Origin of the sequence: Paenibacillus sp. FSL R10-2199, assembly GCF_038000235.1 — a bacterium.
Lineage (GTDB): Bacteria > Bacillota > Bacilli > Paenibacillales > Paenibacillaceae > Paenibacillus_AQ > Paenibacillus_AQ phytohabitans.
The window spans coordinates 5,924,013-5,935,327 of record NZ_JBBOBO010000001.1 but is presented as its reverse complement, the minus strand read 5'-3'; the positions used below and the strand labels follow the sequence as shown (position 1 = coordinate 5,935,327).

At 51.4% G+C, this 11,315-nt stretch carries 10 protein-coding genes; 7 read left to right on the top strand and 3 right to left on the bottom strand.

Going from position 1 to position 11,315, the window contains the following annotated elements; genetic code table 11:
* The first annotated feature begins 64 nt into the window (after positions 1-64).
* Together NYE33_RS26060 and NYE33_RS26055 are read left to right on the top strand one after the other, a co-directional pair.
* A complete protein-coding gene (locus tag NYE33_RS26060) occupies positions 65-589 on the top strand; it encodes a sigma-70 family RNA polymerase sigma factor (protein WP_081969963.1) in 525 nt (174 codons plus the stop codon).
* Position 590: 1 nt separating this feature from the next.
* Positions 591-2,000, top strand: a complete 1,410-nt coding sequence (locus NYE33_RS26055) for a hypothetical protein (RefSeq protein WP_042136525.1) — start codon at positions 591-593, stop codon at positions 1,998-2,000.
* Between the two features lie 102 nt (positions 2,001-2,102).
* On the opposite strand, the gene NYE33_RS26050 is transcribed toward NYE33_RS26055, so the two are convergent.
* Complete coding sequence (locus tag NYE33_RS26050; RefSeq protein WP_042136527.1) at positions 2,103-2,627, bottom strand: type 1 glutamine amidotransferase domain-containing protein; 525 nt, start codon at positions 2,625-2,627, stop codon at positions 2,103-2,105.
* Between the two features lie 301 nt (positions 2,628-2,928).
* On the opposite strand from NYE33_RS26050, the gene NYE33_RS26045 reads away from it, so the two are divergent.
* The 4 genes from NYE33_RS26045 (at position 2,929) to NYE33_RS26030 (ending at position 5,542) form a co-directional block, all read left to right on the top strand.
* Positions 2,929-3,366, top strand: coding sequence for a hypothetical protein (locus NYE33_RS26045; protein WP_341068209.1), 438 nt, complete (start codon positions 2,929-2,931; stop codon positions 3,364-3,366).
* A gap of 126 nt (positions 3,367-3,492) precedes the next feature.
* The gene (locus NYE33_RS26040) at positions 3,493-3,654 is read left to right on the top strand and encodes a hypothetical protein (RefSeq protein ID WP_341068207.1); all 162 of its coding nucleotides are present in this window, start codon (positions 3,493-3,495) and stop codon (positions 3,652-3,654) included.
* Between the two features lie 87 nt (positions 3,655-3,741).
* Complete coding sequence (gene ccpA, locus NYE33_RS26035; protein WP_036695017.1) at positions 3,742-4,752, top strand: catabolite control protein A; 1,011 nt, start codon at positions 3,742-3,744, stop codon at positions 4,750-4,752.
* Between the two features lie 94 nt (positions 4,753-4,846).
* A complete protein-coding gene (locus NYE33_RS26030) occupies positions 4,847-5,542 on the top strand; it encodes a 5'-methylthioadenosine/adenosylhomocysteine nucleosidase (RefSeq protein ID WP_042136531.1) in 696 nt (231 codons plus the stop codon).
* 25 nt (positions 5,543-5,567) lie between these two features.
* Here NYE33_RS26030 and NYE33_RS26025 read toward each other — a convergent pair whose 3' ends face one another.
* Positions 5,568-6,200 carry a GNAT family N-acetyltransferase gene (locus NYE33_RS26025; RefSeq protein ID WP_042136533.1) on the bottom strand — a complete coding sequence of 211 codons (633 nt, stop codon included), beginning with the start codon at positions 6,198-6,200 and terminating at the stop codon, positions 5,568-5,570.
* A gap of 160 nt (positions 6,201-6,360) precedes the next feature.
* Here NYE33_RS26025 and acsA point away from each other — a divergent pair, with 160 nt between their 5' ends.
* Positions 6,361-8,085, top strand: a complete 1,725-nt coding sequence (acsA, locus tag NYE33_RS26020) for an acetate--CoA ligase (RefSeq protein ID WP_341068206.1) — start codon at positions 6,361-6,363, stop codon at positions 8,083-8,085.
* Positions 8,086-8,182: 97 nt separating this feature from the next.
* Here acsA and NYE33_RS26015 read toward each other — a convergent pair whose 3' ends face one another.
* Positions 8,183-11,101, bottom strand: a complete 2,919-nt coding sequence (locus tag NYE33_RS26015; protein WP_340946390.1) for a transglycosylase domain-containing protein — start codon at positions 11,099-11,101, stop codon at positions 8,183-8,185.
* Between the last annotated feature and the right edge of the window lie 214 nt (positions 11,102-11,315).

Below are 11,315 nucleotides of genomic sequence, written 5' to 3'. Positions count from 1 at the left end.
ACCGTTTGCGGCGCTGTGCAGTCAGTATATACAGAAATCAAAAAAAGCAGAGGGAGGATGCGGGATGGAGAATGTTTGGGAAGGCGAGCGGATGCGGGTCTTAAATGAGCAGGAACAGCTGTTCATCAGCCGGGTGCTAGAGCAGAAGAAAATACTCTACAGCATAGCCTATAGCTACTTGCGGAGCGAGGCGGAGGCACTTGAAGTTGTGCAGGAAACTACATATAGAGCCTGGGTCAAGCGTGGGAGCCTGAAGGATACAGAGCGATTTGCACCATGGCTGACAAGAATTCTGATCAACTGCTGTAAGGATGAATTGAAGCGGAGGAAACGTCTGGCGTCTCCTGGTCCGGTTCAGATTAGCGGCGGCCTGCAGGAGATGACCAGTGACCGCAAGCTGGATATGGAGCAGGCGCTGAATGGGGTCAAGCCGAAATACCGCCAGGTGCTTGTGCTGAAGTATTACCGGGATATGACACTGACCGAAATCGCCGAGGTGCTGGGCAAGCCTGAAGGGACGGTCAAAACTTGGCTGAACAAGGGACTGAAGCAGCTGCGCGACAAAATGAGAATTAGAGGGGGACTATAGGATGGCTACGAGTGAAGAAACACTGCTGAAGGAGTATTATCACAGTCTGTCAGTCGAAGCGGATGAAATTGCTGAGCTGAAGCTGAATGCTGCAATTCGCAAGGGGATAACCCGGTCGCAGAAATTCAATATGTCTCTAAAAGCGCGTTATGTTTTAGGTTCGGCGGCTATGCTGGCGATTCTGCTGCTGTTCGTTTTTCCTTGGGGGAGCGAGGCTTTGAAGCCGCGAAGTGGTGCTTTGAGTTCGCAGGTAACGGTGCAGGATATGAAGTGGTTCGAAGCTTACAGCAAAGTTGCCGGAAGTGATTCTACAGTTAATTCAGCATTGGCGGCAGGTCTCATTAAGCCGATAAGCGGTGCAACAGCAGAGACGGATGGATATGTTCTGACAGTGGAAGCCGTTGCAGCAGACCGGATGGGAATCCTCTTTTTCTATAAGCTGGAGAATAAGAACTTAAGTGCATCTGCTTATTCGCTCTCAGTGACTACAGTTGCAGATATAGAACTAGGACAAGGGGCTTACTTCAGCAGTAATCCGAAAGCTGTATCTGGAGTAACACGAGGATACCAAAAAGCACTTTGGAACCGCAATTATACGAAGCTGCCGGAGCGGATGGCGGTAAAGCTGAGTGTGGTGGGTCCGGTAGGCGGGGTGGTCGATGGCATACAGAACTTTGCGACAACCACTGAGGTGTATGTCCCGATCACCATTGAGCAGAATGCTGTTGCACAGTCCGGAGAGACTGTATCCATTAACCGGACTATGGAAATCGCTGGCCAGGATGTTGAGATCGGGGACGTATATATAGCTGCAACTGGCATCTATGTGGAAACTGCATACAGCCCGCAGAATTCCGTGGAAATATTCGGTCTGAACAGCCCGCATATTCTGCTTGGAGGCGGTAATGATTTCACTGCATTGTATTCAAAAGCATCGATTAATGTTGAGGGGAAACAGTTCCTCGTATTCCCTGGCAGTGAATTGTCACCTGGAACCATGAAGCTGCAAATTGATGGTGTCGTCGGTCTTGAGAAATCCGCCCAGGAGCTGATAGTAGATACGGATAAGAAGCAAATAATCAAAGGACCTGACGACCGTCTGCGGATAACCGCTGCGTCTAATACTCATAGCTTGATTATGGAATACCAAAGACCCAGCAATAAAAGCGCTGGTTATACTGCAAATGTAATTCTGGATCAGACATTCAAGGACGGAGCAGGCAAATTGCATACGGCTACGTATAATCCCGCGGTGCCTGTTATTGATCCTGCTCATGCTGACGACAAGGTTCCTCCCTTTCAACATGCTTACAAGCTGGGCACGGCCGAGCTGCAGCAGCCTTTGACATTCAAGATCATTAGTTACCCGAACCTGATTTCAGGTTCAGCAGAGCTTACTCTTCGCAAATAACACAATGTAATTTAAAAAGCCCTGCTCGCCGCTACAGCGGAGAACAGGGCTCTTCATGTATCTTCACGTATTAGTTTTCACTTAATATCAATATGTTACGGCTTATTCCCCCGCCAGCGCATCGCAGAAAGCCTTGCCGTAAGGCGGCAGATCCGGCGGACGGCGGGCGGAAATGATATGTCCGTCGGTTACCACAGGCTCGTCCTTCCAGATGGCTCCGGCATTCTCCATATCATCACGGATGCCTGGAGTGGAGGTGACGGTTACACCCTCCAGTATTTTGGCAGAGATCAAGACCCAGCCGGCATGGCAGATCTGCCCGATCGGCTTCTTGGCGTCGTTGAAATCCTGCACCAGCTTCAGTACTGCGCTGTAACGGCGGATTTTGTCGGGAGCCCAGCCTCCGGGTACCAGGATGCCGTCATAATCGGCTGCGTTCAGTTCATCCCATGAATATTCAGCAGTGGCGGGTACGCCGTATTTGCCCACATAGGTCTTATTTTTCTCCAGCCCGGCCAAATGAACCTCGGCGCCCTCTTCCCGCACGCGGTACACAGGATACCAGAGCTCCAAATCTTCAAACTCATCATCTACAAGCGCTATAACCTTTTTGCCAGCCAGTCTCATTCCATGCAGCTCCTTCCGGTTAATAACATCTCGGTTCTAAGCCATTCTATCAAAAGAAAAAGTTGAAGTCACTTTTCATATGGTAAAGTCTAAGCATTTTGCCAATTAAATCATTATATGCAAAACGGCAGGGATTCGCAGGAGTAAGGTCGAATATAGCATCTGAACAGGTAACCATACGTGTTTTTTGAAAGATAATGGATAGGCTTCACGCAATAATTGTTCCAGGACGGCGTAGCTGTTTCTGCTTGGATTATTAAAAGATCATTCTGAGGTGTAGGAGATGTATAAAGATAATTTAATGAAGAAGTCATGCGGCTGCGGCGGGATCATGACCATACATATGCATACGCTGATTTATAGTGCAAAGATCAAAATTACTCATGTACCGGTATATACCTGCAGGCAGTGTGCCCGCTATGAACCTTTGCCCGTGATCAAACGGGATCTGGGGAAGCTCATCGGTGAGCTTGCTGCTAATCCGCCTGGCCGGAAGCAGCTTTCGTTTGCGGAGCGCAATGAGTGGGCCAGTGTACTGAAGGAAACGTTTGCTTCCGGTTTATTTGCCGGCGGGTTGCCTGAACTGGAAGAGTCCATCCGGAGTGCGATTCAGGGGCGGATTGATCTGCTATTGGACATTTACCGCTTAGCTGCAGATATGTCCGACAGGTCATGGATGGGTGAAACTGGACTTAGACTGTCCCAATTAACGGCTCAATCGGCAGAAAGTGCTAAATAAATGGTGTTTTTTGGCGTTTTGAAAAATATTTCTGCAAAATCAATGAAAATCTTTCAACGAATGTTGGATTTTTCACGCACTTTTTGATACGATAGAAAGAGATTACAGGATTGCTGCAGCTGTCCGGTGGTTGGAGCGCAATTTCGGCTTTTATCCACCCCTGCATTTCTGAAATTTAAAGCGGTTTACGGCTGGGAGTTATTGGAGTATCAGGAATTGGCGGAAGGCGTAAAAGCCGCGCCAGGACTGGCGTTTCAACCTTTGAAAGAAATTTTGAAAGGAAAATGAAGCGTTATCATTGCACAATTGTACAAAGTGTCGTATCATAATTTTAATTAGTCGAACGATAAAATTTATCGCAATGGAGAGAGTAATTTGACGGTAACCATTTACGATGTAGCTCGAGAAGCAGGCGTATCTATGGCTACGGTATCACGGGTTGTGAATAATAACCCGAACGTGAAACCGCAGACCCGGAAGAAGGTTTTTGAAGCGATTGAGCGTTTGGGCTATCGTCCAAATGCCGTGGCGAGAGGTCTCGCCAGCAAGAAAACGACAACCGTTGGGGTTGTTATCCCTGATATCTCCAACTCGATTTTTGCGGAAATTGCACGCGGGATTGAAGATATTGCCAATATGTATCACTACAATATCATTTTGTGTAATGCGGACAAGCGCAAGGAGAAGGAAATTCGTGTTATTAACACGCTGCTTGAGAAACAAGTGGACGGGCTGCTCTTCATGGGCGGAACCGTTACGGAGGAGCATATTCAAGCCTTCCAGACCTCAGCAGTTCCAATTGTGCTCTGCGCCACTCGTGATGAGAAGGGCACCTACCCTTCCGTCGATATCGATCATGAGACGGCTGCGTTTGATGCAGTGAACACGCTCATCCGTCACGGCCACCGTGAGATTGCAATGATCAGCGGAACACTGCAGGATCCCGCGAACGGCTATGCCCGGTTCCACGGCTACAAGAAAGCGCTGGAAGCGGCAGGCATTGAGTACCAGGAGGATCTGGTCCGCATCGGTAACTATCGTTACGAATCCGGTGTCGAAGCCATGAAGTATTTCCTCGGTCTCAAGAAGAAACCAACCGCTATTTTTGCAGCAACCGATGAGATGGCCATTGGGGCAATTCACAGTATTCAGGATGAAGGATTGAAGGTTCCAGACGATTTCTCGATCATCAGTGTCGATAATATCCGGATGGCATCTATGGTTCGTCCTTTGCTCACTACTGTGGCACAGCCAATGTACGATCTGGGAGCCGTAGCGATGAGACTGCTGACGAAACTGATGAAGAAGGAAACGGTGGAGAACCCACGGGTTATTCTGCCGCATGAAACCATTCTTCGCCTGTCCGTCAACCATGTGAACAAATAAGATTTGTCCGTTCAACAAGTGAATATAAGGTACGTAGAAAGCTCCTTCGGGAGCTTTTTATGTTTCAGGGAAGTTATAAATGGGAGGGTTAAGGATGAGTGAAGTTCTGGGTCTGATTGGCGCAATGGATGAAGAGATTATGCTGCTGCTTGAGGAAATGGAGAATAGACAGACAACCGTGAGGGCGGGGATTACCTTCCATTCGGGAACTGTATTCGGCAAAACAGCGGTGCTCTGCAAATCGGGGGTCGGCAAGGTGAATGCTGCAGTAACAACGCAGATTCTGCTGGACAGCTTCGGCGTTTCGCGGGTATTGTTCACTGGTGTGGCAGGTGCAGTGCATCCCGATTTGAATATCGGGGACATTGTCATTTCATCGCAGTGCATCCAGCACGATATGGATGTGACAGCACTCGGTTACGCCAGAGGGGTGATTCCTTACCAGGAGACCTCTTCATTTCCGGCAGATCCGCAGCTGGTGAAGCTGGCGGAGCAGGCGTGCCGGGAGCTGAAGCAGAAGTCTGTGACAGGGATAGTACTATCCGGAGATCAGTTTATTGCAAGTAAGGAGACCGTTACCGTGCTGCGTGAGCAGCTGGACGGAGCTTGTGCTGAGATGGAGGGGGCCGCTGTCGCCCAGGTCTGCAATATGAACGGAACGCCGTTTGTGATCATCCGTTCCATGTCTGACAAAGCGGATGGTTCGGCCCATGTCAATTACCGTGAGTTCACGGTGACTGCTTCGGAACGTTCACACGCCATACTGGAGTATATGCTGAAGGCAATGTAAGCTCTGTGTAATGCAATCCCGGCCCTCAATACATGAACCGCTGTCTGAAGCGGACCCGGTCGAAGGTCTCGCGGGAGGACAGCGGAACAGCCTGGCCCATGCGGACCATCAGGCAATTGGCCGGATGGGAGCAGATTTCCGGGTCATCCGTGGCATACCACACCATATCTACGGTCTTCATCAGCTTCTCCATCATCTGCCTGTATTCCCAGACCGTGAGGCCGCTGCCCTTCAGATCCCAATGCCAATAATATTCCGTAGTGAATACGATGCAGTTCTCCAATTGCCCTTCTTCAAAAGCACTGGAGACCAGTAGCTTCGCAAGCCCGCATCCCCGGTATTCATCCGCGACTTCGATGGCCCCCAGCTCTACGAGATCTTCCATCCCTCCCTGGGACCACAGCTCCAGCTCATCCGGATAATGAAAGGTGACATACCCTACTATAACGCCTGAGACCACTGCAGCGACGACCCGGCCCTCCGGCAGTCCTGATATCTCGATCAATGCTTCCAGCTGCTCCTGCGGCTTCCGGAAGGCATCCAGATCGCGGTGCATAGCCAGGAGCTTGAGAGTATCCGGAGATAAAGGTCCTTCAACGGATATAAGCCTTTCTTTATGCTCTAAGGTATGGGACACGGGGATTTTGCAGTGCTCCATGATTGGGCTCCCTCCGGTTCACTATATTATGGAATGTAACCGCTTCCTGTGATATACTGGTTCCGACACGAAAAATTCACATTTGGCGCGTTGACATCATTGCAGTTAAGAGATTCTTACCCTTAAAGCTTAAATCAAACCAGTAGGGGAGGCAAGAGTAATGGGGCAAGTCCACAGCGAAATTTTGCCGGGCCGTGTGCAGCACTCGAATATGAAGGATTATTCAAGGGCTGTTGACGAATTCCGGTGGGAGGATGTCGAGAGAAGCTTCTCCTGGCATGGGACAGGTAAGGTGAATATGGCTCATGAAGCCGTAGACCGTCATGTGCAGGAAGGGCGGGGAGCAGCTACTGCTTTGATCTATAGTGATACTGTGCGCGAGGAGAGGTACACCTTTGCCGACTTGCGTGAGCGGTCGAACAAGTTCGGTAATGTGCTCCATAAATATGGGATTGGCAAAGGGGACCGGGTATTCATCTTCATGCCGCGCACACCGGAGCTGTACTTCAGCCTGCTGGGCATTCTGAAGGTGGGAGCCGTAGCAGGACCGCTGTTCGAGGCGTTCATGGAAACGGCAGTGAAGGACCGCCTGGAGGATAGCGGAGCGGTGGCTCTGGTGACTACGCCGGATCTGCTGCAGCGGGTGAAGCGAGACCAGCTTCCGGGGCTGCGTCACATTATTCTGGTTGGAGGTTCCGCAGCTGAAGATCCGGGGCTGCTGAGTTATGAAGCGGAAATGGCAGCAGCTTCGGCAGAGCTGGAACCGGAATGGTTGAGTCTTGAGGATGGTCTGATCATGCATTATACCTCCGGGTCCACCGGCAAGCCTAAGGGCATCTATCATGTGCAGCGGGCAATGATTCAGCATTATTATACAGGCAAGGTTGTACTGGATTTGCGTCCGGATGATGTGTACTGGTGTACAGCAGATCCCGGCTGGGTGACCGGAACCTCCTACGGGATCTTCGCTCCCTGGCTAAACGGAGTAGCCAACGTGATCCGGGGAGGCCGCTTCAGCCCGCAGGACTGGTATAAGACCATTGAACGCTATGGGGTAACGGTGTGGTACAGCGCGCCTACGGCTTTCCGTATGCTGATGGGCGCAGGGGAAGGAAGCCTTCAGGATATTGATCTGAGCAGTCTGCGCCATGTTCTGTCAGTAGGGGAACCGCTGAACCCGGAAGTCGTGCGCTGGGGTGATAAATTCTACCATCAGCGGATTCATGACACCTGGTGGATGACGGAGACAGGTGCGCAGCTAATCTGTAATTATCCGGGGATGGCTATCAAGCCCGGCTCCATGGGGCGGCCGCTGCCCGGAATTGAAGCTGCGATCCTGGATGATCACGGCAACATTCTGCCGCCGTATTCCATGGGCAATCTGGCGATCCGGACACCCTGGCCGTCGATGATGGGTAAGGTTTGGAACAATCAGGCCAAATATGATGAATACTTCCGGATTGCCGGATGGTATATTTCCGGGGATTCGGCTTATATGGACGAAGACGGTTACTTCTGGTTCCAGGGCAGGATTGATGATGTAATCAATTCTTCCGGAGAGCGGATCGGTCCGTTCGAGGTGGAGAGCAAACTGGTTGAACACCCGGCGGTGGCTGAGGCAGGAGTGATCGGCAAGCCGGATGTGATGCGCGGAGAGATTATCAAAGCGTTCATTTCACTGCGGGATGGCTACTCCCCGACTGCAGAGCTGAAGGACGAGATTGCTGCTTTTGTCAAAGCGGGCCTGTCTGCCCATGCTGCGCCGCGTGAGATTGAATTCAAGGAGAAGCTTCCGAAGACCCGCTCCGGCAAAATTATGCGCCGTGTCCTAAAGGCCTGGGAGCTGCATCTTCCGGCAGGCGATTTATCTACGATTGAGGATTGAAGCCTATATCAGCCAGCTTATAGAAAAGACCGTTCCCTCAGATACAGGGAACGGTCTTTTACAGTTCATTCAATGGGTGCCATCCATAGACTTTAGCTTATGGCGTGGTTGCACCGGTATTGCCGCCGGCTCCGTTACTGCTGCCAGACGGCGTTGCTTCATTGCCGCCCGGCGGCTGGACAATGATCATTCCCGGATCATCGCTGCTTTCCGGGATGATTCCCGGATCCGGCGTTGGCTCCGTACCGTCAGAGCCCGGCACTTCCTCCGGAGGCAGCGTCGGCTCTGGTGTAGGCTGAGTCCCGGCTACACTGCCGGAGGCTGTCTCATGCCCTGCAACGTCTACAGCAGCCACATAGAAGGTGGCGTTGGCGCTGGCAGGCGTGCCGGGCTTGAAGACGGTACTCTCACCGGCTGAGAGCACAGCCTGCTTTTGGAAGGAGCCGCCGTTCAGTGAACGGTATAACCGGTAACCCGCAACATCGGATGATCCGCTAGGAGTGAAGGTAACTACAGCTTTACCTGTACTGTAGGAGACCATCACTTCACCCGGAGCACTAGGCGCGTTGCCGTCATCCACCCGGGGGTCTACCTCAGTCGGGAAGTCAGTCTTGGCATCTTCCGGCATGTAGTACGACAGAGATTCATGTTCTTTCATGGCCGGGAAGGCCGCAAGCAGTTCTTTGACCAAGCTCTGAATCGGCTTCTCGCGCTTGACGACAATCTTCTCTTTCAGGAAATCCTCCGGCGTTCCTTCCAACGGAAGGTAATTCACCCCGTTGTAGGTGATATATTTGGCTTTGGAGATTCCATCATCACTTTCTGTGGGTACGAACTTGGCGTTGAACAGGTCCGTGGTGAATTTATCCGTCAGCTCCGACGGCTTCTTGCCGCTGTAAGCGGAGACCGTCGCTTTGACGATGCCCTCCGGCTTCGGGAATTCCTTCGTCACGAACAGCTCCGGACGTTTGTCGATCACGGTATTCATAACCTTGGTCCACAAAGTCTGCGCCTGCCGTTTCTGCGTATCTCCCTGCAGGGTGTTAATCTGTTCTTTGTACCCAACCCACATGCCCAGGGTAACATCCGGAGTATAGCCCATGAACCAGACATCCCCGTAGTTCTGCGTAGAACCGGTTTTGCCGACAATCGGAACTTCTTTGAAGTGCTCATATTTGCTTTTGACTGTACTTGCCGTACCGTCTGTTATTACTGTGCGCAGCATATCCGTCATCAGGTAAGCGGTCTGCTCGGAGAAGACCTGCTCCGGATTCACTTTGTGCTGATAGATGATCTTGCCTTGGGAGTCTACAATCTTCTCAATCATATAAGCATCATTGAATGCGCCCTGATTGCCGATTGAGGAATAGGCATTCGTTAATTCTTCAACGGAAACCCCGTAACGCAGCCCCCCGATTACTCCGGTCTGTGCGTTATAATCATCGTCCTGAATCGTAGTAATCCCGAGCTTTTTGGAAAAAGTCCAGGCATTCTCAATGCCAACCTTGTCATTGAACAGCTTCAAGGCCGGCAGGTTGAGGGATTTATTCAGGGCATAACGGGCGGTAACCAGCCCCTGATAGCGGTTATTGGCATTCTTCGGAATGTGGAAGCCCTTGCCGCCGTCCTTCATTACAATCGGGGCATCATCCAGGATGCCGGCAGGCTGGATTAATCCGGCATCCAGCGCAGGCAGATACGCGGCAATCGGCTTCATGGTGGAACCGGGCTGGCGGACCATCTGGGTAGCATAATTCATTTGCTCGATGTTGAAGTCACGCCCTTCAATCATCCCGAGAATCGCTCCGGTCTTGTTGTTAATCATGATGCCGGCCGTCTGTTCCTTGCCTCTGGCCTTGCTGTCCTTCGTGAAGTTATCACTGTCTTCCGAGATGCTGTGCATCGCGCTGTACACTTTCTTATCAATGGTAGTGTATACCCGGTAGCCACCGGTCATCAGCTGCTGGCGGGCTTCCTCGAGAAGCAGCGTGTTGTCGGTGGTGGTGGCGGCGGCAGAATCCGAAGCAGCACCTGTGTTGTCTTCGTTCAGCGTCAGCATAATTTCAGCCGCTTTGCGCTCTGTCTCCAGCATCAGATAAGGGAAGGTAGCATAAGCCTTCTTCGTATGCGGAGCAAGCGAGCCCTTGATATCAAAGAGCAGGGCTTCATCATATTGCGACGTAGTAATCTTGTTCTCTTCCAGCATCCGCCGCAGCACCAGGCGCTGGCGGTCCATGGCCCGGCCAAAGGCAGTTTCATTGAATTCGCCTACGCCGTTAAACGCGGAATATTTGGAGGGGAGCTGGGGCAGGCCGGCCAGATAAGCCGCTTGTGCCACGTTCAGCTTTTCCAGATCATCAAGACCGAAGATGCCTTTGGCGGCAGCCTTGATGCCGAATACATTATAACCGTTCGAGCCGTTCCCGAAAGGAACCTTATTTAAGTATGCCGTTAAAATTTCCTGCTTGGACAGAAAACGTTCCAGCCGCAGCGACAGCAGGATCTCCTTCACTTTGCGGTCTTCTGTACGGTCCAGATTCAGGAACACGCGGCGTGCCAGCTGTTGGGTCAGCGTACTGCCCCCGGTCTGAACGGATTCGTTCAGCAGCCTCTGCTTGACTGCACGCAGGGTGCCGTTGAAATCCACCCCTTTATGATTGTAGAAATTATTGTCCTCTATAGCGAGAACGGCATCAATCACAAGCTGTGGAATATCGTTGAATTCAATAAGTCTGCGGTCTTCTTCCGTCCGGAGCTGGCCGATCGGCTGCCCGTCACTGAAATAGGCAAAGCCGGTAATGGCGTTCTGGCTGACTTCCTGTTGAATTAATTCTTCGGTGCGGACAGGGTCATCTTTCACTATCGAAGTCACGTAGCCTGCCACAGCGCCACCGGCAAACAGAATGCCGAGTATACCGAGTATAAACATCCACTTCACGACTGAACCGAACCTGCGGAGCCAGGATCTGCGCGGTGGACGCTGTTTTGCGGTCTTCTTCTTATTCTCCTCAACCATCGACGATTATCCTCCTTTTAACGGAACTATTATAGCACAATTTGGCGATTTTGAATGCGCTTCTGCCGCAGGGGATTTACTCTTATGCTGCTTTTGCCAAAGATTCTGAGTAAGGAATAGTCCTAAGCGTTGTTTCAGGGAGCAAACTATAGGAGTAACGGCAAGCGGGGAGAGGGTATAGAACAAAAAAAGCTCCCGGATAAAGTATCCGGGA

What these genes read in the sequence shown, in the direction of transcription:
- NYE33_RS26030 (WP_042136531.1), top strand. Translation starts at nt 4,847, where the DNA reads ATGAGTGAAGTTCTGGGTCTGATTGGCGCAATGGATGAAGAGATTATG.
- NYE33_RS26060 (WP_081969963.1), top strand. Translation starts at nt 65, where the DNA reads ATGGAGAATGTTTGGGAAGGCGAGCGGATGCGGGTCTTAAATGAGCAG.
- NYE33_RS26015 (WP_340946390.1), bottom strand. Translation starts at nt 11,101, where the DNA reads ATGGTTGAGGAGAATAAGAAGAAGACCGCAAAACAGCGTCCACCGCGC.
- acsA (WP_341068206.1), top strand. Translation starts at nt 6,361, where the DNA reads ATGGGGCAAGTCCACAGCGAAATTTTGCCGGGCCGTGTGCAGCACTCG.
- NYE33_RS26025 (WP_042136533.1), bottom strand. Translation starts at nt 6,200, where the DNA reads ATGGAGCACTGCAAAATCCCCGTGTCCCATACCTTAGAGCATAAAGAA.
- NYE33_RS26050 (WP_042136527.1), bottom strand. Translation starts at nt 2,627, where the DNA reads ATGAGACTGGCTGGCAAAAAGGTTATAGCGCTTGTAGATGATGAGTTT.
- NYE33_RS26045 (WP_341068209.1), top strand. Translation starts at nt 2,929, where the DNA reads ATGAAGAAGTCATGCGGCTGCGGCGGGATCATGACCATACATATGCAT.
- NYE33_RS26055 (WP_042136525.1), top strand. Translation starts at nt 591, where the DNA reads ATGGCTACGAGTGAAGAAACACTGCTGAAGGAGTATTATCACAGTCTG.